Consider the following 21,767-nt stretch of genomic DNA (forward strand, 5'->3'; position numbering starts at 1 on the left):
CAGCCGATTACTCGGACTTGCCGCCATCCAGCTGCGCACGCAGCAGCGCGCCCAGGCTGGTGGTACCGGTAGCGGCTTCCGCGGCGGTCTTGTTGTACTCGGCCAGCGCTTCCGCGGTCTCGGCTTCGTCCTTCGCCTTGATCGACAGCTGCAGGGTGCGGCCCTTGCGGTCCATGCCGATGAACTTGGCTTCGACCTTGTCGCCGACCTTCAGGTGCTGGCTGGCATCGTCCACGCGGTCGTGGCTGATGTCGCGCGACGAAACGTAGCCTTCGATGCCGTCGGCCAGTTCGATCGTGGCGCCCTTGGCGTCCACTTCCTTCACCGTACCTTCGACCTTCGTGCCCTTCGGATGCGACGCCATGTACTGGCCGAACGGATCCTGCTCAAGCTGCTTGACGCCCAGGCTGATGCGCTCGCGCTCCGGGTCGACGGCCAGCACCACGGCTTCCAGCGTGTCGCCCTTCTTGAAGTTGCGGACCACGTCTTCGCCAGTGGTGTTCCAGCTGATGTCGGACAGGTGGATCAGGCCGTCGATGCCGCCGTCCAGGCCGATGAAGATACCGAAGTCGGTGATCGACTTGATCTGGCCGGACACCTTGTCGTTCTTCTTGTGGGTGGCCGCGAAGGTCTCCCACGGATTGGCGGCGACCTGCTTCATGCCCAGCGAGATGCGGCGACGCTCTTCATCGACGTCCAGCACCATCACTTCGACTTCGTCACCGACCTGCACGACCTTGGAAGGGTTGACGTTCTTGTTGGTCCAGTCCATCTCGGACACGTGCACCAGGCCTTCGACGCCCGGCTCGATCTCGACGAACGCGCCGTAATCGGTGACGTTGGAGACCTTGCCGAACACGCGGCTGTTGGCCGGGTAACGGCGGGCGATGTTGTCCCACGGATCCTCGCCCAGCTGCTTCAGGCCCAGCGAGACGCGGTTGCGCTCACGGTCGTACTTCAGCACGCGGACGTCCAGTTCCTGGCCGACTTCGACGACTTCGGACGGATGACGCACGCGCTTCCAGGCCATGTCGGTGATGTGCAGCAGGCCATCGATGCCGCCCAGGTCGACGAACGCGCCGTAGTCGGTGAGGTTCTTGACCACACCCTTCAGCACCACGCCTTCCTGCAGCTTGTCCATCAGCTGCTCGCGCTCTTCCGAATGCTCGCTCTCGACCACCGCACGGCGGGAGACGACCACATTGTTGCGCTTGCGGTCCAGCTTGATGAGCTTGAACTCCAGCTCCTTGCCTTCCAGGTAGCCCGGATCGCGCACGGGGCGCACGTCGACCAGCGAGCCCGGCAGGAACGCGCGGACGTCCTTGATGTCGACGGTGAAACCACCCTTGACCTTGCCGCTGATGCGGCCGGTGATGGTCTCGTTCTTCTCCAGCGCCTGCTCCAGCTCGTCCCACACCATGGCGCGCTTGGCTTTCTCGCGCGAGAGGACGGTTTCGCCGAAGCCGTTCTCGATCGAGTCGAGGGCCACCTTCACTTCGTCGCCCACGCCCACGTCGATTTCGCCGGCGTCGTTCCGGAACTGTTCGATCGGCACGATGCCTTCGGACTTCAGGCCGGCGTTGATCACCACCACGTCGTTGCGGACTTCCACGACGACGCCGGTGACGATGGCGCCCGGCTTCAGCTTGGCCAGTTGGGTCTGGCTCTGTTCAAACAGTTCGGCAAATGATTCGGTCATTGAAAAATACTCGGTTGATGACACAGACCGGCGCACGCGAATGCGGACGGTCCACCCGTTGTCGGCCTGCGCGGGATGCGTGTGGCCGTGAGTGTTGTGGTTGGACTACCGCACGGAGGATTCCGTGCGGACCTTCTGCAACGCGGGAATCAACCCTTGCGCACAGGCACCAGGGCCAGCACGCGCTCGACGACGGCGTCGATGCCCAGGCCGGTGGTGTCGATGTGGACGGCGTCGTCGGCCGGCCGCAGGGGCGCCACCGTGCGCTGGGCGTCACGGGCGTCACGAGCGAGGATCTCGCGCAGCAGACCGTCGATTGTGACGGAAACCCCTTTGTCTTTCAACTGCTTATACCGCCTTTCCGCACGCTCCTCGGCGCCGGCGGTCAGGAACACCTTGTAGGGGGCGTCCGGGAAGATGACCGTTCCCATGTCCCGCCCATCCGCCACCAACCCGGGGGCTTGGCGGAACGCGCGCTGCCGCTCCTTCAGGGCCGCGCGGACCTCCGGGATGGCGGCGATGGCCGACGCCAGGGCGCCGGTCGTTTCCAGACGAAGCTCGTCGGTCGCATCCAGATCGTCGACGATCACGCGCAATCCCGCCTCGGTTTCGCGGAAGCTGATCCGGGTGTCGAACGCGCAGCGGACCAGCGCGGCGGGGTCGGACACGTCCAGGTCGGCCCAGCTGGCGGCGACGCCCACCGCCCGGTACAGGGCGCCCGAATCCAGGTAGTGCCAGCCCAGCCGGGAAGCGGCGATCCGACTGACGGTCCCCTTGCCGGCGCCAGACGGGCCATCGATGGTCAGGACGGGAGCGAGGTCGGACATGCGGGCTTCCAAGGGTCGGATACCCCATTATGGACGCTGACCGCGCCGGCGCCGACGAGGCTCCGCCCGGCCTTCTAGGCCGTGCCATGCAACCGCTTGATCCGGCTATGGAATTGCCGTTAGAATGTCGGGCTTCGCTTCACCCCATACATTTACGCCGAGGTTTCAACTCATGAAGGTCCTGTCCTCCCTGAAGTCGGCGAAGGCCCGTCACCGCGACTGCAAGGTGGTCCGCCGCCGCGGCAAGGTCTTCGTGATTTGCAAGTCCAACCCCCGCTTCAAGGCGCGTCAGCGCTAAGAACGGATCGCCTGCCAGGCCGCTTCACGGCGACCCAGGCAAAGCGCAGAAAGCCGCCTCCGGGCGGTTTTTTGTTTTACGGCTTTTGTTATAAAAGGCGGGTCACCTAGGGGAACCCAACCATGAGCCGTCGCGTCCTTGCCCTGCCCTTGATCGCCCTGCTCGGCCTGTCCGGCCCGGCGCTCGCCGATACCCTGCTGATCGAGCGCGCGCAGGAGAAGCCTGCCGCTGCCGCGCCCGTCCGCGGCCAGACCTCAGCCGACGTGGAAGCCCGCTTCGGCGCCCCGCAGCAGAAGCTCGAGCCGCGCGGCGGACAGAAGCGCCAATGGCCGGTGATCCATCGCTGGGTGTACCCGGGTTTCACCGTATACTTCGAGAAGAGCCGCGTCATCGACGTGGTGCTCAACAAGGCCAGCGCCGAGGAAATCGGCCCGAAGCCCCCCATCCGCTGACACCCGCGCGGCGCGGCCGCGACATTGATGCCATGACCGACGCCTTTCGCTTCCCCGCGGAGTGGGAACCCCAATCCGCGGTCCTGATCGCGTGGCCGCACGCCGACACCGACTGGGCCGATCGCCTGGCGGACGTGGAAGAAACCTACGTGGCCCTGGTCGCCGCGATCACACGGTTCCAGCCGGCCGTGATCTGCGTCGCCGACGACGACCTCCAGACCTACGCTGAAGCCCGCCTTCGCTCCGCCCGTGTGGACATGGCGAAGGTGCGCTTCGTGCCGGCCGAGTACGACGACACCTGGCTCCGCGACTCGGGCCCCATCACCCTGCGCGACGGACAGCGCTTCAAGCTGCTGGATTTCCGCTTCACCGGGTGGGGCGGCAAGTACGAGGCCAGCCGCGACGATCGCCTGGTCGGCGAACTGTCCGGCATGCAGTTGTTCCATAACTATTTCGTACAAAGCATTGATTTTGCTTTGGAAGGTGGCGCCATCGAGACCGACGGTGCGGGTACCCTGCTGACCACCTGGCAGTGCCTGCACGAGCGCCACCCCGATGCGACCCGCGAGGAGCTGACCGGCAAGCTGGCCGGCTGGCTGAGGCAGCAGCGCGTGCTGTGGCTGGACCATGGCTATCTGGAAGGCGACGACACCGACGCCCATATCGATACGCTGGCCCGCTTCGCGCCGGACGACGCCATCGTCTACCAGGCCTGCGATGACGCCTCGGACGTGCATCACGCCGAGCTGCAAGCCATGGCCGGCGACATTGCCGCACTGCGCACGGCCGAGGGCACGCCCTACCGGACGTTCCCGCTGCCGTGGGCCCAACCGGTCATCGACAACGGGCGCCGACTCGCGGCGTCGTATGCAAACTACCTGATCGTCAACGGCGCCGTGCTGATGCCGGCCTATGGCGATCCTGCCGACGATGCGGCGGCCGCGGTGCTGGCCCAGGCCTATCCGGACCGCGAAATCGTGCAGGTACCCTGCCGTGCGCTGATCTGGCAGAACGGCAGCCTGCACTGCATCACGATGCAGTTGCCGGCCGGCCTGCTGGGCTGATCACCGCCACGGCTCATGGCACCGTGACATCAGTTGGGCGCAGATTGAACGTTTCGTTTACATCCTCCGCGCACTGATCCCCGATAACGACCGTTTCCCCCGAAGGAGACGGCCGTGTACACACGACGCAAGTTCCTGACCACCTCCGCCATCGCGGCCGCCGGCATCGGCCTGGCCGCGTGTCGCGACGCCGCCCAGGCACAGGCCCCCGCCAACGGCGCGTCGAACGCCCTCGCAGGACCGTTGAACACGCGCGCCATCCCCTCGACCGGCGAAAAGATCCCGGTGATTGGCATGGGCACCTCGGGCAGTTTCGAAGTCGGCCAGAGCGCCGCCGAGTTGGACCCGCTGCGCGAAGTCCTGAAACGCTTCTTCGCCGCCGGCGCCACCCTGATCGATACCGCGCCCACCTACAGCGTCGCTGAGGACGTGATGGGTGCGCTGCTGGCCGACCAGGGCCTCACCGGCAAGGCATGGCTGGCGACCAAGCTCTCCGGCGTCACGGGGCGCGAGGCGGGCCTGGCGCAATTCGCGGACACCCTGCGCCGCCTGAAGACGGACAAGGTCGCGCTGTTGCAGGTCCACAACCTGGGCGATCTGAAGACCCAGATGGCGGTGGCGCGCGAACTGAAGGCGCAGGGCAAGGTGAAGTACGTCGGCGTCACCCATTACGTCGAACGCGCGCAGGAAGAACTGGCCGATGTCGTGCAGGCGGAGAAGCCCGACTTCCTGCAGATCAATTATTCGGTGGCGAGCCGCGGTGCCGAGAAGCGCGTCCTGCCGCTGGCCCGCGATCTTGGCGTGGCCGTGCTGATCAACCGCGCGTTCGAGGATGGCAGGCTGTTCGCGCAGGTGAAGGACAAACCCGTCCCGCCTGCACTGGCCGCAGCCGGGGTGACGTCGTGGGCGCAGGCGTTCCTGAAATTCGCGCTCAGCCATCCGGCGGTGACCGCGGTGATCCCGGCGACGGGCAAACCGGACCGGCAGACCGACAACCTCAAGGCCGGTACCGGGCCTGACCTGACGCCCGCCCAGCGCGATGCGCTGATCGCCGCCCTCGCCTGAGTCGCCCATGCCTCCTGCCCCCGAGACCGCGCCTGGCGGCGCGATGACGCGCTGGCTGTCCCGCCTGTTCAACGTCGCACCGCACGAAGCCCCTGCGGTGGGGGCCGGTTTGCTGATGTTCTTCCTACTGTTCGCGGGCTATTTCATGCTGCGGCCGATCCGCGAAACGATGGGCGTGACCGGCGGCGTGGACAATCTGCAGTGGCTGTTCACCGGCACGTTCGTCGCCACGCTCATCGTGCTGCCGCTGTTCGGCTGGATCGCGTCGAAGGTATCGCGCCGGCGGATCCTGCCATGGGTGTTCGGCGCGGTGGTCGTCAGCCTGCTGGCCTTCGGCGTCGCCCTGCTCGCCCGGCCCGACGATGTATGGCTGGCGCGCGGTTTCTACATCTGGGTCTCGGTGATCAACCTGTTGCTGATCTCGCTGGCGTGGAGCGTGCTGGCCGACGTGCTGGCAAGCAGTGAGGCGAAGCGCCTGTTCGCGTTGATCGCCAGCGGGGCCAGCCTCGGTGGACTGGTAGGCCCGTTGCTGACCACGCTGCTGGTCGAGCACCTGGGGCATGGCGGCCTGATGCTGCTGTCGTCGGTGCTGATGGGCGCCAGTGGCGTCACGGCCCTGCGGCTGCATCAGTGGCGCGACCGGCACCCGCTGCCGGAAGGCGTCAGTACGGCCGAACAACGGCGCGCCCCGCTGGGTGGCAATCCGTTCGCCGGCGCCACCGAAGTGTTCAAGTCGCCCTACCTCGCCGGCATCGCTCTGTTCGTGTTGCTGCTGGCGACGGTGACGACCTTCCTCTACTTCGAGCAGGCCAAGCTGGTCGAACAGCTCTTCCCGGACAAGGAACAGCAGACGCGCGTATTTGGCACGATCGATACCGTGGTACAGGCGCTCGCCATCCTCAGCCAGTTGTTCATCACCGGGCGGATTGCCCAACGGCTCGGCGTGGGCGTGCTGCTGGTGGCAGTGCCGCTGGTGATGGCCGCCGGGTTCCTGTGGCTGGCACTGGCGCCGGTGTTCGGCGTGTTCGTCGTGGTCATGGTCGCGCGCCGCGCCGGCGAGTACGCCTTCGTCCGTCCCGGACGCGAGATGCTCTACACGGTCGTTCTGCCAGGGCAGAAGTACAAGGCCAAGAACTTCATCGACACCGTGGTGTACCGCGGCGGCGACGCGCTTAGCGGCTGGGTGAAGCGCGCCCTCGACGTGTTGGCGGAGCACCCGGCCGTCGCCATGCTGATCGGCTCCGGCGTGGCCCTGGCCTGGGCGGCCACCGGGCTGGCGTTGGGGCGCCAGCAGCGCCGCCGCGAGGACGCCGCGAACGCCTGAGCGCGGCACGGCGTGTTCACGTCGCGTGCGCCTGCGCGCGGGGTGGACGCGGTACCATTCGCCCTCTCGCCGCCGCTGCCCGATCGCGCCCACGATGAACCGCACCACCCTGCCCGTTGCCCTGATCCAGGAGAAGAACCACGGCGACGCCGACGCCAACCTGTCGGTGATCGAAGCGCGCGTGGCCGAAGCCGCCAAGCGCGGCGCCCGTCTGGTGCTGCTGCAGGAATTGCACAACGGCGCCTACTTCTGCCAGCACGAATCGGTGCAGGAGTTCGACCTGGCCGAACCGATACCCGGCCCGAGCACGGAGCGTCTGGGCGCGCTGGCGAAGCAGCACGGCGTGGTGCTGGTGTCCTCGTTGTTCGAGCGCCGCGCCGCCGGCCTGTACCACAACACCGCCGTCGTCTACGAGAAGGACGGCCGCATCGCGGGCAAGTACCGCAAGATGCACATCCCGGACGACCCGGGGTTCTACGAGAAGTTCTATTTCACGCCGGGCGACATCGGCTTCACCCCGATCGACACCTCAGTCGGCCGTCTCGGCGTGCTGGTGTGCTGGGACCAGTGGTATCCCGAAGCCGCGCGCCTGATGGCGCTGGCCGGCGCGGACCTGCTGCTCTACCCCACCGCGATCGGGTGGGATCCCGACGACGGGCAGGCCGAGAAGGACCGCCAGCGCGACGCCTGGGTGCTGAGCCACCGCGGCCATGCGGTCGCCAATGGCCTGCCCGTGCTGAGCTGCAATCGGGTGGGCCATGAATCCTCGCCGCTGGGCGCGTCGGGCATCCGGTTCTGGGGCAACAGCCACGTGCTCGGTCCGCAGGGCGAATTCATCGCCGAAGCCGGAGGCGACGAAACCATCCTGACGGCGGACGTCGACCTCCAGCGCAGCGAGCATGTCCGCCGCATCTGGCCGTTCCTGCGCGACCGCCGCATCGATGCGTACGGCGACCTGCTCAAGCGCTACATCGACTGAGGCCCGCGCGTGCCGCTGATCGTCCGTGACGCCACGCCGGCCGACGTGCCGGCCATCGCCGCCCTCTATGCCGACGAAGTCCGCGAGCACGTCAACACCTACGAGTACGACGTGCCGGACGAAGCGGAGATGTCGCTACGCCTGCAATCCGTGATCGCAGCGGGCTATCCGTACCTCGTCGCCGAGCTGGACGGGCAGTTCGCCGGCTATGCCTACGCCAGCAGCTACCGCGCCCGCATCGGCTACCGCAAGACCGTCGAGAATTCGGTCTACGTCGTTCCGGGCCTGAAGGGCCGCGGCATCGGCGCCGCGCTGATGAAGGCGCTGATCGAGGCCTGCGAAGCCCGCGGCTACCGGCAGATGATCGCCGTGATCGGCGAGCCCACCAACACCGCGTCCATCCGCCTGCACGAGAAATTCGGATTCACCCTGGTCGGCATCTTCCGCGGCATCGCCTGGAAGCACGACCGCTGGCTGGACACCGTGCAGATGCAACGCACCCTCGGCGCCGGCACCACCGCGCCTCCGCAAGACGAATGACACGATGACCGACACGAACACCGCCGCTGCCGCCGACCCACTGCAGGGACAACCCCACGAGATCGTCGAGCGCGATGGCGTGCGCTTCACCCTGCTGGGCACCGCCCACGTGTCTCGCGCGAGCGTCGACGCCGTGCGCGCCGCGGTCGCCAGCGGCGACTACGACAGCGTCGCGGTGGAACTGGACGCCGGCCGCCTGCAGTCGCTGACCGATCCGGACACGCTGGCGCGGCTGGACCTGGTCAAGGTGATCCGCGAGGGCAAGACCCACCTGTTCGCCGCGAATCTGGCGCTGGCGGCGTACCAGCGGCGATTGGCCGAACAACTGGGCGTCGAGCCGGGCGAAGAACTCAAGGCGGGCGCGCTGGACGCGCAGGCCCGGGGTCTGCCCGTGCACCTGATCGACCGCGAGGTCGGCCTGACCTTCAAGCGCGCACTGCAGTCGTTGGGCTGGTGGCAGCGCACCAAGGTGGGTGCCGGCATCCTCGCCGGCATGTTCGCCGATGAGGAAGTGGGCGACGACGAAATCGAAAAGCTCAAGCAGGGCGACATGCTGGAGTCGAGCTTCGGCGAGTTCGCGACCGAAAGCCCGCAGCTCTACCGCGCCATCATCGCCGAGCGGGACCAGTACATGGCCTCCGCGCTGCGCCAAGTCGCCCATGACGCGCCGACGGACGCTGCCGGCCCCTACCGCGTGCTCGCGGTGGTCGGCGCCGGCCATCTGCCCGGCCTGGTCCGCCACCTCAGGGACGATGCCGAGGATCCGGCCGTACTCCGGCGGTCGCTGGAAACGGTGAAACCCAAGTCGCGCATGCCGTGGATGGAGATGATCATCGGCGCCTTCCTGGTCGGCGGCTTCGCCTGGGGTTTCTGGCAGGGCGGCGTGGATGTCGGTTCCGACCTGTTGGTGCAGTGGGTGCTCGCGACCGGCCTGCTGGGCGCGCTCGGCTGCGCGATCGCCGGTGGCCACCCGCTGAGCATCCTCGCGGCCTTCATCGCCTCGCCCCTGACGCCGCTGCATCCGGCGCTGGCGTCTGGCACGGTGAGCGCCTTCGTCGAAGCCACGCTGCGCAAGCCGACCTATGCCGACTTCATGGCCCTGCGCGATGACGTGCAGACCACGCGCGGCTGGTGGAAGAACCGGGTGGCGCGCGTACTGCTGAATTTCTTCCTGACCAGCCTGGGCACCGCCATCGGCGTGTGGACTGGCGGCCTGAGGATGCTGGGCAAGCTGGTCGGCTGAACCCATCTCGAGGCAAAAAAAGAGCCGGGCAATGCCCGGCTCTTTTCGTTTCCGTACCCGCCTCAATCCACGTGCAGGGCGGTGACGCTGGCGGTGCCCGCCAGATCGCCGCGCCGCGTGCGCGCCCGGGTGATCGCCCGGGCGGTACCGCTGCGCAGGTCATCGAGGATGGCGTAGATGGTCGGCAGGAACAGCAGGCTGACCACCGTCGAGAACGCCAGGCCACCGGCGATGGCGCGGGCCATCGGGGCGTAGGCCGGGCCGTCGCCCGCCATCTGCGTGTTGGCCATCGCGATCGGCACCATCGCCAGGATTGCCGTGCCCATCGTCATCAGGATGGGGCGCAGGCGCTCGCGACTGCCTTCGACCAACGCGTCCGTGCGCGACATGCCACGCCGTCGCAGGTTGTTGATGTGCTCGACCATGACGATGCCGTTGTTCACCACCACGCCCATCAGCACCAGGATGCCGATGAAGGACATGATGCCGAACGTGGTGCCGGTGAGCGCGAACAACCAGAACACGCCGAACACCGAGAACAGCACGCCGCTCATGATCGCCGCCGGGAACAGCAGCGACTCGAACACCGCCGCCATCACGATGTAGATCATCACCAGCGCAATCAGCAGGTTGAACATCATCTGCCCCATGGCTTCGTCGTCTTCCTGGAAGGCGCTGCCATCGAAGGAGTAGCTGTAGCCCGCCGGGAACGACATGCCCTTCAGCGTCTCCTCCATGGCCTTGCGCGCGTCCGGCACGGTGACCTTCTCGGCCAGGTTGGCCTGCACGGTCAGCGTGGTCTGGCGGTTGGTACGCTGGATCTGCGTCGCCGACGGGGTGATGCCCACGTCCACCAGGCTCAGCAGCGGCACCGTGCGGCCATCCGGCGCGCGCACCATGAAGCCGGCCAGGTCTTCGGTGCCGTAATCCTCGGCGCCCGCGAAACGCACCCACACCGGTACTTCGGTCTCGCCCCGGCGGAACTCGCGCAACGGCGCGCCACGCAACGCCAGGCCCACGAAACTGGCGACCTGCTGCGAACTGAAGCCGAAGGCCGCGGCACGCTCTCGATCGACGCGGACGTTGAGTTCGCTGTTCTGGTCGCCGACATCCACGCGCACGTCGCGCAGTTCCTTGCGCTTGGCCAGGATGGGAATCAGGTCCTGTGCGATCTCGCCCAGCGTCTGGGTGGAGTCACCCACCAGCTGGAACGACACGCTCTGGCCGGGCTGGCCACCGCCACCCTGGTTGCCGCCGTCGCCGCCGATGCCGATGTTGGCGCGTGCCGACTTCGGCAGATCCTTGCGCAGTTGCTCGACGATCGGCTTGGTCTCACTGGACTTCTCCGTATCGAACTTGATCTGAGTACCGCCCCAGCCCTGTTCGCTGAAGTACGAGTAGATCTGCGAGATCCGGTACTTCTTGCGGTTGGCGTCGAGGAACTGTTCGACCTTGAGGATCTCGGCCGACATCTGCTCCTTGGTGTAGGCGCCCTTCCACTGGTAGTACAGCTCCGCCTCGCCCCCGCCGTCGTTGCCGAACATGTCGAACTTGGTGAGCTTCATCGGTACGAAGCTGACGACGATGATCAACAGGATGCCCAGGACGCTCCAGCCGCGATGTTCCAGCGTCCAGCGCAGCAGGCGGGCGTAGCGCTTCTGCATGCGCGGGATGATGCCGCTCTCCGTGCGCACGAGCGGCGGCGTCTTCAAGCGCGCCGAGATCATCGGGATCAGGCTCACCGCCACCAGCCACGACGCCAGCAGCGACACCGAGATCGTGATGGCGATCTGGCCCAGGTAGATGCTCAGGAAGTTGCGCTCGCCGAACAGGTTCGGCACGAACACGATGCAGTGGCACAGGGTGCCGGCCGACAACGCGATGGCGACGTGGCGGGTACCGATGATCGATGCCCAGATCGGATTGTCGGGGTACTTCTCGCGTTCCTGGTAGATGCTCTCCACTACGACCACGGCGTTGTCGACCAGCATGCCGATAGCCAGCAGCAGGCCCATCATCGACAGGATGTTCAGGGTGACGCCGGCGAAGTACATGAAGCCGAGCGTCATCACGAAGCAGATCGGGATCGCCAGCGTCACCATCGACACCGACGGCCAGTGGCGCAGGAAGAACCACAGCACCACGATCGACAGGACCAGGCCGATCAGGCCGGCTTCCGCCAGTTCCAGCAGCGACGAGGTGACGTTGTCGCCCTGGTTCTCGATGATCTTGACCTGGATGTCGCTCATCTCGGGCTGGGCGCGGATGGCTTCCACCTCGGCCAGCGCCTTGCTGGACACGTCGACCAGGTTGGCGTTGCGTTCCTTGAAGATGTCCAGGCCCACGGCCGGCTGGCCATCCAGGCGACGGCCGTAGTCCATGCGCGCGGGTTTCAGGCGCACGTCGGCGATATCGCCCAGGCGCACGTTACCGCTGCCCACCACCAGGTCGCGCAGCTGCTGCAGGTCGGTCAGCTCGCCCACCGGCTGCACGCGCAGCCGCTGCGGACCGTCGCTGATCACGCCGGCGGAGATCGAGAAATTGACCGCCTGGAGCCGCGTGGTCAGGTCGTTGAGGCTGAGGTTGTGCGCCGTCAGCCGGTCCTGGTTGATCGCGATCTCGACCTCGTTCGGCGGCGCACCCGACACGTCCACGCGGGCGACGCCCGGAATGCGTTCGATGCGGCGCTTGAACTCGCGCTCGATCATGTCGTACGCGCCGGTCAGGTCGGTCTTGCTGGCCAGGCGGACACGCAGCACGGGCTGGTCCGTGGTCGAGAACTTGAAGACGAAATAGCGCTGCAGGTCGTCCGGCAGGTCGTCGCGGATCGCATCGAGGCGCTCGCGCGCCTCGGACGCGGCGATCGCCACGTCACGATCCCAGTCCGAGAACTGGATGAAGATCTGCGCGCCGTCCGCCTTGGCGTTCGACTCCATGCGCTTGATGCCGGCCATCGTCGACAGCGCTTCCTCCGCCGGCCGCAGCACCGTGCGCTCCACCTCTTCCGGTGTCGAGCCCGTGTAGGGCAGCGACACGAAGATGAAGGGCGGCGACACCTCGGGGAACGCTTCCAACGGCAGGCGGATCGCCGCGATCAGGCCGATCACGAACAGCGAGATGAAGAACATCACCGCCGTGACGGGTCGCTTGATGCTGAACTCCGCGACGCTCATGCGGGTTCACCCGCCCCGTCGGGTTGCAGCGCCTGCAGGCGGCGCGCGCGGCGGCCACGCTCCAGGTAGTAGTCGTCCGCTCGACGATCCAGCAGGTCGTAGACCACCGGGATGACCAGCAGTGTCAGCAGCGTGGACACCAGCAGGCCGCCTATCACGGTAATCGCCATCGGCGAGCGCACTTCAGCACCCTCGCCCATCGCGACCGCGAGCGGCAGGAAGCCGAACAGTGTGCACAGCGTAGTCATGATGATCGGGCGCAGGCGCGAGCGTGCACCTTCAATCAACGCCTCGTGTTTGGCCACGCCGGCCTCGCGCAACTGATTGACCTTGTCGATCAGGATGATCGCGTTCTTCGTCACCAGGCCCACCAACAGGATCAGGCCGATGAACACCACCACCGAGATCGGCGAATTGGTCAGGAACAGCGCGGCGATGGCGCCCACCAAGGCCAACGGAATGGTGAACAGGATGACGAACGGATGCAGCAACGATTCGAACTGCGACGCCATCACCAGGTAAACCAGAAAGATCGCCAAGCCGAATGCAAACAGCAGCGAGGTGACGGATTCCTGCAGCTCCTCACCCTGGCCGCCGATGTGCATGCCGACGCCTGCACCCAGCGGGTTCTCGGCAACGAGCTTCTGCACTTCCTGCACGGCACTGCCGAGGTCGGTATCGCGCAGGTTGGCCGACACGATGGCCACGCGCACCTGGTCGGCACGGTGGATCTCGCTGGGTCCGCTGGTGGCGACTACGTCGGCGACCGCAGACAGCGTCACCGGCCGAGCACTGCCCGGATTGACGATCAGGCGACGGATGCTCTCCACCGACGCGCGATCGTTCTCCTGCGCACGCACCAGCACGTCGATCTTGCGGTCGCGGAAGCTGTAGCGCGTGGCAACTTCGCCGCGCACCTTCTTCACCACCACATCGGCGATCTGGCGCGTGGTCAGGCCGAGCGCACCGGCCCGCTCCTGGTCGAAGCGGATCTGGATTTCAGGGAAACCCTGCTCCACCGTCGATTTGACGTCGGCGTAGTGCGGGTTGGCGCGCAGCAGGGCCGCCAGCTTCTGACCCGCATGCTCGATGCTGGCCAGGTCCTGGCCGCGCAACTCGACTTCCAGCGGCGCGGAGAAGCTGAGCAGCTCCGGTCGGCTGAAATCGACTTGGGCGCCCGGATGGTTCTTCATCGTGGCGCGCAAGGCTTCGGTCTGCTGAGCCTCGACTTCTTCACTACCGCCATCGGCCATGACGATCGTCAGCTTGCCGATGTTTTCGCCGCTCTCAGTCGGATTGGCGTCCAGACGCGTGCCGCTGCCGCTCACGCCGTACAGCGCGCGGACGCCCTCTGCCTTGGCGTGCTTGTTCTGCAACTCACGCACCAGGGCGTCGGTCGTAGCCAGCGGCGTGCCGGGGGGCAGCTTGACCGTCATCTCGAACCGGTCCTGGGCCAGCTGCGGGATCAGGTCCGCGCCCAGCAACGGCACCAGCGCCAGCGACGCGACGAATGTGGCAGCCGCGAAGCCCAGCACCAGCCACGGGCGTTGCATCGACGCCGGCAGCAGACGCAGGTACCCGGCTTCAGCGCGATGATAGATCGCCATGACGAGGTCACTGATCTTGCCCATGACCGGGCTCACCACGGCCACCACGCCACGCCAGACGCGCACAAACAACCAAGCGATGCCAAAGAAGGCATAACGGAACATGGCGCCGATGCCGTGACCGGTAGCCGCGACCGGCTTCTGCCAGCGCGACGCCGGCTTCCATTGCGGATGCGGCGCTTCGTCCGGAAACGCCAGCGGCGGGCGGCCCTTCAACGAACTCAGCATCGGGATCAGCGTCATCGACACGATCAGCGAGATGCCGATGGCGATGGCCACCGTCAGCGCCTGATCGCGGAACAGCTGACCGGCGATGCCCTGCACGAACACCAGCGGCAGGAACACGGCGATGGTCGTCAGTGTCGACGCCACCACGGCCATGCTCACTTCACGCGTGCCGACCATGGCCGCTTCCAGGATGCCCAGGCCGCGGTCTCGCGCCTTGGCGATGCTCTCCAGGACCACGATGGAGTCGTCCACCACCAGACCTGTCGCGAGCGCCAGGCCGCCCAGCGACATGACGTTGAGGCTCAGATCCAACTCGCCCATGAAGAAGAACGTGGTGACGATCGACACCGGCAGCGACAGGCTGATGACGAAGGTGCTCCAGCCATCGCGCAGGAAGAGGAAGATGATCAGGATCGCCAGCACACCGCCTACCACCGCATCCCACTTCACGTCGCTGATGGCGTGCTCGATGAAAACCGACTGGTCGTCGATGACGGTCAGTTCGACGTCCGGCGGCACCTGCTCCTTCAGCTGTTCCAGCTTGGCTTTCAGGGCTTCGGCGGTGGAGACGGTGTTCGCGTCGCCTTCCTTGTAGATGGCGAGCTCGACCGCTTCCTTGCCCGCCAGGCGGATGATCGCCTCGCGTTCCTTGAAGCCTTGGCGCACCTCGGCCACATCCTTCAGGCGCACGGGCACGCCGCCGGCAACGACGCTGCCGCCACCGCTGGACGCGCTCTGCACGGACGCTGCCGCCGCCATCGCCTCGGCCGAACCCGTCGATGCGGCGATCGCCGCCATCTGCGCGGCCGCCGATGCCGCGGCGTTGTCGCCGCCGCTCTGCGTGGTGACCAGCATCTCGCGGATCTCGTTGACCGTCGCGAACTGGTTGACCGTGCGCACCAGGTAACGCTGCGAACCTTCTTCCAGACGACCGCCGGAGATGTTGATGTTCTCCTGCTGGAGGCGTTGGACGACCGTATCGATCGGCAGGTTCAGCTGCGCCAGCTTCTGCTGGTCGATGTCGACCTGGACTTCGTCCTCGAGGCCGCCACCGACCTTCACCGCGGCAACGCCGGTGACCGGCTCCAGCTTCTTCTTCAGGTCATCGTCGGCGTAGCGGCGCAGTTCGGTCAGCAGGCGGATCGCGTCGGTGTCGCTCTTCGGGTCCTGCTTGTTCGACAGCACCAGGCGCAGGATCGGCTCGGTGGAAGGATTGAAGCGCAGCAGCACCGGCGCCTTGGCTTCCAGCGGCAGCGACAGCACTTCCATCTTGTCGCGGACTTCCAGGCTGGCCTGGTCCATGTCGGTGCCCCAGGCGAACTCGAGCACCACGTCGCTCTGGCCGGTGCGCGAGACCGACTTCAGCTTGCGCAGGTTCTTCACGACGCCGACGGCTTCTTCCACCGGCTCGCTGATGAGGGTTTCGATCTCCGAGGGCGCGGCGCCGGTGTATTCGGTGCGCACGGTGAGCGTGGGATAGCTCAGGTCGGGCAGCAGGTTGACCTTCAGCGAGCCCAGCGCGATCACGCCGAACAGGAACATCGTGATCCAGAACATCGCGATGGTGACGCGACGGCGGGTGGAGAACTCGACGAGGCCTCCGCCCAGCGTGCCGCCGCCACCCGCTGCGTGGGGATCGTTCTCCCCGGGTGAGTGGCCGGACGCGCTCATTGCTTGGTTCCGGCGGTCTTGTCGGCGTCGGCCTTGGCGGCCACCTTGGCCGGCTCGGCACCGATCACCTGCACCGCGCTGCCTTCACGCAGCGCCACCTTGCCGGCGGTCACGACCTGGTCGCCGGCCTTCAGGCCTTCGCGCACCTCGATCCACTCGCCGTCCACGTAGCCCAGCTTCACCGGCAGGCGCGTGGCCTTGCCGTTGCGCACCGCGTAGACCGCCGGGTCACCATCGTCGAGCAGCGCGATGCGCGGCACCACCAGCGCATCGGCGCGCTGGTCGTAGTCGATCTTGATGCGGCCGAACATGCCGGGCTGCAGCACGCCGTCGCTGGCGAACGAACACACCACGCGGAACGTGCCGCTGCCCGCGTCGACGACCGGCGCGATGCGATCGACGGTGCCCTGGAACACCTTGCCGCGCAGCGCATCCACCGCCAGCGCCACCGGCTGGCCGGCCTTCAGCGTGGACAGTTCGCGTTCCGGCACATTGAGCGTGGCCTCCAGGCGCGACTGGTCGACGACCCGGATGATCGGCGTGTTGATCTGCACGAAATTGCCCGTCTTGATCGAGCGCGACGCGACCACGCCCGAGATCGGCGCCGTGACCGTGGTGTATGAGAGCTCCAACGCGGCGGCACGGTAGACGGCGCGCGCATTCTCCAGGTCGTACTTGATCTGGTCGACGTCGTTGGCGCTGATCATCTGCTGCTCGACCAGCTGTTGCGCGCGACGGTAGTTGTTCTCGAGCTTGCGCATCTGCGCCTCGGCCTGCGCCACCTGCAGGCGCAGGCGATCGGGATCCAGCCGGACCAGCGCCTGGCCGGCGCGGACCACCTGCCCCTCCTCCACCAGCACCGCAAGCGCGACGCCCGAGGTCTTGGCGACCACCTGCGATTCGCCCAGGGCTTCCAGGGCCGCGGTACCGCTGTAGCTGGCCGCGACGGGGCGATGGGTCGCCTTGGCGACCTCGACCGGCACCGCGTCGGGCTCCTTGGGCGCGTCGCCGTTCTTGGCCTGCGCCTCCGGGGTCGGGCCGCCGCCCTTGCAGGCGGCCAGGACCAGCAGGCTGCACAGGACGGGCACCAGGGCCAGGCGCAGGTAGGGACGGCCGGAAAGGGGGCTGGGTCGGGACATGGGGTGGTACCGTGGTGGTGTTGTGGTGGTGTTGTATGAAGGTATATCACCCCTGAATGACTTCCATGCGCCGAAGGTCATGGTGACTTGCGTCGGGCGTCGTGCTCGGGGGTCCGGATTCGGTTCGATGCGTCGACGGGCGGGAAGGTTGCGTCGTCGACGGTGCGCGACGCTCCACGCCGTGCGTCGTGCCATTCTCCCTCCGCAACGTTGTCAGGGCGCGCGGAACGGAAACCGTTCGGCGGCCGGAACGCGCTTCACGGATACGTGGCGGAACGCCGCGTCTGTGCGCGACATTCGGTCGCAGGCTATACTTGCGTTCAGCCAAGCGCCGCGGTGGTACGTGGCGCGCGCAACCTGAGAGTTTCCCGAGAATGATGCGACTGCTGCCGCTCGCTGCTTGCCTTGCCTTGGCCGCCCTCCCGCTGGCCGCCCTGACCGCCCAACAGGAAACCCCGGCCACGCCGGCCCCGGTCGAAGCCGCGGCGCCTGCCGCCGCTCCCGCAGCCGCCGCGCCGAAGCCGCTGGTCGGCAACCCGGATACCGGCCGCACCCTGACCTACACCTGCCAGGGCTGCCACGGCATCGAGGGCTACAAGAACGCCTACCCGAACTTCCATGTGCCGCGCATCGGCGGCCAGTCGGCCGACTATCTCGCCAACGCGCTGACCGAATACCGCAACGGCAACCGCAAGCACCCCACGATGCAGGCCCAGTCGCAGAGCTTCAGCGACCAGGACATCGCCGACATCGCCGCTTTCCTCTCCACCGTCAAGTAAGACCACCATGCCCAACGCCAAGCACGCCCAGCGTCTAGCCATCGCCCTGCTCGCTGCCCTCGCCCTGGTGGCATGTTCGAAGGTGGAAAATACCGAAGTCTCGGCCGAGAACCCCGGCCACGCCAGCGGTGAACACGGTTCCAGTTCGTCCGCCGGCCTGCCCAAGGGCCACATCGCCAAGGGCGAGGAACTGGCCAAGGCCAAGGGCCAGGCCACCGGCCAGAGCTGCATCGACTGCCACGGCGCCGAGGGCAATGCGCCCATCGACGACACTTACCCCAAGCTGGGCGGCCAGTACGGCGACTACCTGGCCCACGCGCTGCAGGCCTACCGCAGCGGCGACCGCCAGCACGCGCTGATGGGTCCCCAGGCCGCCACGCTGAGCGACCAGGACATCTCCGACCTCGCCGCCTACTTCGGTTCGCGCCCGTTGCAGCTGCGCGACCTGCATGGCGTGCACGAGAAGTAAGCGTTCTTCCCTCGTCGGGAATGCGAAAACGGAGCCGCAAGGCTCCGTTTTTCGTTGCACGTCCCGCATCGCGGCACGTCAGCTGTCGGTGGGGATCGGCTTGCGCTTGACCGGAATCTCCGGCGGAGGCCGCGCGACCGGCGGATCCGGGAAGAAGTTGCCCAGTCCGCAGCCGCCGCCCAACTGCAGCACGGAAATCGTGCACTTCAACTTGAGGTTGGTGCCGGGAAGCGAGATCTCCATTTCCTTCACGTTGCGACGCACCCACTCCGCCAACAGCGATTCGCTCGGCACCCAATACTTGTCGAAGCTGGTGGGCTCGTAGTCGTAAGGCGGCCGCTGCAGCCAGGTGCCGGACTCCGCCAGGCGTTCGCGCGTCCATTGATCGTTGTCACCGCCCGGCGCACCGCGCTGGGCGGTGCTCTCGCCACCACTGCCGGGCACGCGCAGGCTGCCATCGGCGTTATAGAGGCCGGGCTTGCTTTGGCCGTCCGCAGCGCTGTCGCCGGCGACGTTGCGCCGGGAGTTGCCCCAGTCGTCCGCACGATTCGGCGTGGTCCAGCCGCCCGGCTTCGCCGCCGGCGCGACCGCGGGTGCGCCAGCCGCCGGTGCCGTGCCGCGGGACGTCGTCGAAGGCGATGGCGTGGCCGCGCGCACGGGCGTGGGTGACGACGCCGATGCGGACGCCGCGGGGGATGAAGACACGGATGGCGCGGGTGACGGCGGGGCCGGCGACGGTTCGCGTACCTGCGCCTGCCGGACATCCCGCTGCGGCGTGCTGACCGCACGGGGGGCGACATCGCGGGTGGGCATGGCCACGGTACGCGGTTGCGGCACGGGCGCAAGCACTTCGCGTTCGCGCACGTCCACGGGCCGCGAGGCCACCGGCGCCACATCGAGGACGCGCGCAGGCGTCGCGTTCCGCAGCACGGGCGCCTCGACCGGCGCGGCGACCTCGCGGGCGCGCACGCTGGACTCGCGTGGCGCGGGCTGTCGGAGCGTCGGCTCGCGCGGCGTCGGGGGCGGCAGCACATAGGCGCGCGTGGGTTCCGGCACTTCGGTCACCTGCACCGACTGCGGTGCAGGTTCGGACGGCGCAGGCTCCGGCATGCGTACGTCGGGTTGCACCATCACGATGTCGGGCGCCGCCGCCGCAGCTTCATCGGAAGGCACCGGCATCGGCGCCTGTTCCGGGGGAGCGGCGGCCGTACGGGACGGCGCTGCCGCGGTATCGGGTGACACACTGGACGGCATGGGGGCGGCACTGGCCGGTGCGCCTGGCTGCGGGGCACCGCCGGGTTCTTCGGGCGAGCCGTCCCCGATCATTTCGAGGCGTACGCGGCTGCTGTCGTCGCCGGTTTCCGGCGTCGGCGGCGGGATCTTCACCAGCGCCACCCACAACAGGAACACGAAGAACGCCACGTGCATGAGCGTGCTCGTGAAGCCCGCCGTCCAGCGCATCCAGCGTTCTTCGCGCGGTGGCGGTCCCCAGCCCTGGTAGAGCAGCGAGCGCAACGCCTGGATCCGGCCCGGGACCGGCGGCACCGGATCGGCGGGGCGCGGCGCGCGCGCGGCGAACACGCCCACCATCGCTTCGGCGCGTTCGCGGGTGATGCGCCCCAGCCGCTCGGGCAGCGCGCGCAGCCACAGACCCCAGCCGAAGGGCAGACGGGTATGGCGTTCAAGGATGGTCGCTGCCTTGCGTGGCAGCAGGTGCGCGATAACGTCGGTGGCGTTCGTCACCGGCGCTGGCGTCCGTCAGGCCGCGTTGCCGCGCGGGATGTACGGGGCATCCCCGGTCCCGTGGTCGGTGGCGTCGCGGACGGCGGTGACGCCGGGCACGCGCGCCATCAGCGTCTTCTCGATGCCCTGCTTCAGGGTCACGTCGGCCATGCCGCAGCCGTGGCAGCCGCCGCCGAAACGCAGCCAGACCACACCGTCGCCGCCGACTTCCTCCACCGCCACGCGACCCTTGTGGGCGGCGAGCTGCGGATTGATCTCGTTGTCGACGACCCAGCGCACGCGCTCGACCAGCGACGCGCTGTCGCCGGGCGCCTCGCCCTTGATGCGTGGCGCCTTGATGGTGAGCTGGGTGCCCGCGCCCTTGACCACGTAGTCGATCTCGGCGCCGTCCAGCCAATGCACGCTGCCGGCGTCGACGTAGAGCGTGAAACCATCGCAGTCCACCGCCCACTCATCGCCGGCAAGATCGCGTGGCTCGGCGAATTCGAGCCGCGCATCCGCCTGTGCGGTGCCGGGGTGGACGGCGCTCAGGCGTACGCCGAGCCCCGCCAACGCCTCGCGTTCGATCAGCTTGCGGAAGTGGGCCTGTGCGCTGTCGGAAATCTGGATCATGCGGGTATTCTAGCCCCCTGCCCCACGGGCATTCACATTCACGGGCCCGTCGTCGGTCTTTGTTCAGACTGGCCGCTACGCAGGAGATTCCCGATGTCCGACCTGATACCCCTCGCCCAGGCGCATTGTGTGCCGCTGCGCGGCAGCGAACATCGGCTGCCGCCGGCCCGCCTTGCCGAACTGTTGCCGCAGGTGCCCGGCTGGGAGCTGGTGGAGGACGGGCACGCCCTGCTGCGCACGTTTCCGTTCGAGAATTACTACGAAACGATGGCATTCGTGAACGCACTCGCCTTCGTCGCGCACGCCGAAGACCACCACCCCGACCTCGGCGTGCACTACAACCGCGCGGTCGTCCGCTACTCCACGCACGACGTCGGCGGCCTGAGCGAGAACGACTTCATCTGCGCGGCGAAAGCCAGCGCGCTGCTGGGAGAACCCTGATGGACATGCTGCGTGTCGTACGCCCGGCGCTGGTCCCGGCGCTTGTCGTGGTGCTCGTCGCCTGCGGCAAGGCCGAAGCGCCCGCCGCACCGATCATTCCGTCCACCGAGCTGGCCGCCATCGATACACCGCCGCCGGCCTATCCGCCCGAGGCGGAGTGCAACAGCGAGGGCGGAACCACCGTCCTGCGCGTGACCATCGAGAAGGATGGCGTTCCCTCGCAGGTCGCGCAGGCGCAGGGCAGCGGCAACGAGGCGCTCGACAAGGCCGCGCTGGAAGCGGTGCGCACCTGGACGTTCCGCGCCGCGACGCGCAACGGCCAGGCGGTGACCCACACCATCACCGTGCCGGTGACCTTCCCGCCGGTGCTCGAGAAACCGACCCGCTGCTTCGCACAGAGCAGCGGCACCTGAC

19 protein-coding genes are annotated in these 21,767 nt (G+C 67.5%); 12 read left to right on the plus strand and 7 right to left on the minus strand.

Annotation, left to right across the window (positions count from 1 at the left end; all coding sequences use genetic code 11):
• Positions 1 to 7 precede the first annotated feature (7 nt).
• Both rpsA and cmk read right to left on the minus strand, forming a co-directional pair.
• A complete protein-coding gene (gene rpsA, locus BLT45_RS15760; protein ID WP_093302527.1) occupies positions 8 to 1,699 on the minus strand; it encodes a 30S ribosomal protein S1 in 1,692 nt (563 codons plus the stop codon).
• 149 nt (positions 1,700 to 1,848) lie between these two features.
• Entirely contained in the window at positions 1,849 to 2,526 is a 678-nt protein-coding gene (gene cmk / locus BLT45_RS15765; RefSeq protein ID WP_093302531.1) for a (d)CMP kinase, read from the minus strand.
• A gap of 172 nt (positions 2,527 to 2,698) precedes the next feature.
• On the opposite strand from cmk, the gene ykgO reads away from it, so the two are divergent.
• The 8 genes from ykgO (at position 2,699) to BLT45_RS15805 (ending at position 9,491) form a co-directional block, all read left to right on the plus strand.
• On the plus strand, positions 2,699 to 2,824 hold the full coding sequence (gene ykgO, locus BLT45_RS15770) for a type B 50S ribosomal protein L36 (RefSeq protein ID WP_010342887.1): 126 nt from the start codon (positions 2,699 to 2,701) through the stop codon (positions 2,822 to 2,824).
• Positions 2,825 to 2,946: 122 nt separating this feature from the next.
• Positions 2,947 to 3,276 (plus strand): hypothetical protein, encoded by a 330-nt coding sequence (locus tag BLT45_RS15775; protein ID WP_093302536.1) that lies wholly within the window; start codon positions 2,947 to 2,949, stop codon positions 3,274 to 3,276.
• 32 nt (positions 3,277 to 3,308) lie between these two features.
• Positions 3,309 to 4,340, plus strand: coding sequence for an agmatine deiminase family protein (locus BLT45_RS15780; protein WP_093302540.1), 1,032 nt, complete (start codon positions 3,309 to 3,311; stop codon positions 4,338 to 4,340).
• Positions 4,341 to 4,454: 114 nt separating this feature from the next.
• Entirely contained in the window at positions 4,455 to 5,405 is a 951-nt protein-coding gene (locus tag BLT45_RS15785; RefSeq protein ID WP_093302544.1) for an aldo/keto reductase, read from the plus strand.
• A 7-nt stretch (positions 5,406 to 5,412) separates the two neighbouring features.
• Positions 5,413 to 6,729 (plus strand): NTP/NDP exchange transporter, encoded by a 1,317-nt coding sequence (locus BLT45_RS15790; protein ID WP_093302549.1) that lies wholly within the window; start codon positions 5,413 to 5,415, stop codon positions 6,727 to 6,729.
• Positions 6,730 to 6,823: 94 nt separating this feature from the next.
• A complete protein-coding gene (locus BLT45_RS15795; RefSeq protein ID WP_093302554.1) occupies positions 6,824 to 7,708 on the plus strand; it encodes a carbon-nitrogen hydrolase in 885 nt (294 codons plus the stop codon).
• Between the two features lie 9 nt (positions 7,709 to 7,717).
• The gene (locus tag BLT45_RS15800) at positions 7,718 to 8,248 is read left to right on the plus strand and encodes a GNAT family N-acetyltransferase (protein ID WP_093302558.1); all 531 of its coding nucleotides are present in this window, start codon (positions 7,718 to 7,720) and stop codon (positions 8,246 to 8,248) included.
• Between the two features lie 4 nt (positions 8,249 to 8,252).
• Positions 8,253 to 9,491, plus strand: coding sequence for a TraB/GumN family protein (locus BLT45_RS15805; protein ID WP_093302563.1), 1,239 nt, complete (start codon positions 8,253 to 8,255; stop codon positions 9,489 to 9,491).
• Between the two features lie 62 nt (positions 9,492 to 9,553).
• Here the strand turns inward: BLT45_RS15805 and BLT45_RS15810 are convergent, their stop codons facing one another.
• From BLT45_RS15810 to BLT45_RS15820, 3 genes are read right to left on the minus strand one after another with little or no spacing between them, the layout of a single operon-like run.
• Positions 9,554 to 12,664 (minus strand): efflux RND transporter permease subunit, encoded by a 3,111-nt coding sequence (locus BLT45_RS15810; RefSeq protein ID WP_093302566.1) that lies wholly within the window; start codon positions 12,662 to 12,664, stop codon positions 9,554 to 9,556.
• Positions 12,661 to 16,170, minus strand: a complete 3,510-nt coding sequence (locus BLT45_RS15815; protein ID WP_093302569.1) for an efflux RND transporter permease subunit — start codon at positions 16,168 to 16,170, stop codon at positions 12,661 to 12,663. The genes BLT45_RS15810 and BLT45_RS15815 overlap by 4 nt, the downstream gene beginning before the upstream one ends.
• Positions 16,167 to 17,309: an efflux RND transporter periplasmic adaptor subunit gene (locus BLT45_RS15820; protein WP_093302574.1), complete on the minus strand. Its 1,143-nt coding sequence runs from the start codon at positions 17,307 to 17,309 to the stop codon at positions 16,167 to 16,169. Before BLT45_RS15820 ends, BLT45_RS15815 begins: the two co-directional genes overlap by 4 nt.
• Positions 17,310 to 17,686: 377 nt before the next feature.
• Here BLT45_RS15820 and BLT45_RS15825 point away from each other — a divergent pair, with 377 nt between their 5' ends.
• Both BLT45_RS15825 and BLT45_RS15830 read left to right on the plus strand, forming a co-directional pair.
• Complete coding sequence (locus tag BLT45_RS15825; protein ID WP_093303452.1) at positions 17,687 to 18,088, plus strand: c-type cytochrome; 402 nt, start codon at positions 17,687 to 17,689, stop codon at positions 18,086 to 18,088.
• Positions 18,089 to 18,095: 7 nt separating this feature from the next.
• Positions 18,096 to 18,557, plus strand: coding sequence for a c-type cytochrome (locus BLT45_RS15830; RefSeq protein WP_093302579.1), 462 nt, complete (start codon positions 18,096 to 18,098; stop codon positions 18,555 to 18,557).
• Between the two features lie 78 nt (positions 18,558 to 18,635).
• Here BLT45_RS15830 and BLT45_RS15835 read toward each other — a convergent pair whose 3' ends face one another.
• Positions 18,636 to 20,300 (minus strand): hypothetical protein, encoded by a 1,665-nt coding sequence (locus tag BLT45_RS15835; RefSeq protein ID WP_093302583.1) that lies wholly within the window; start codon positions 20,298 to 20,300, stop codon positions 18,636 to 18,638.
• Positions 20,301 to 20,315: 15 nt separating this feature from the next.
• A complete protein-coding gene (locus BLT45_RS15840) occupies positions 20,316 to 20,912 on the minus strand; it encodes an NfuA family Fe-S biogenesis protein (RefSeq protein ID WP_093302587.1) in 597 nt (198 codons plus the stop codon).
• Positions 20,913 to 21,005: 93 nt separating this feature from the next.
• Here BLT45_RS15840 and BLT45_RS15845 point away from each other — a divergent pair, with 93 nt between their 5' ends.
• A complete protein-coding gene (locus BLT45_RS15845; RefSeq protein WP_093302592.1) occupies positions 21,006 to 21,353 on the plus strand; it encodes a 4a-hydroxytetrahydrobiopterin dehydratase in 348 nt (115 codons plus the stop codon).
• Positions 21,353 to 21,766, plus strand: coding sequence for an energy transducer TonB (locus tag BLT45_RS15850; protein ID WP_093302596.1), 414 nt, complete (start codon positions 21,353 to 21,355; stop codon positions 21,764 to 21,766). The genes BLT45_RS15845 and BLT45_RS15850 overlap by 1 nt, the downstream gene beginning before the upstream one ends.
• The last annotated feature ends 1 nt before the right edge of the window (position 21,767 follow it).

This window comes from Pseudoxanthomonas sp. CF385, from assembly GCF_900104255.1.
GTDB lineage: Bacteria > Pseudomonadota > Gammaproteobacteria > Xanthomonadales > Xanthomonadaceae > Pseudoxanthomonas_A.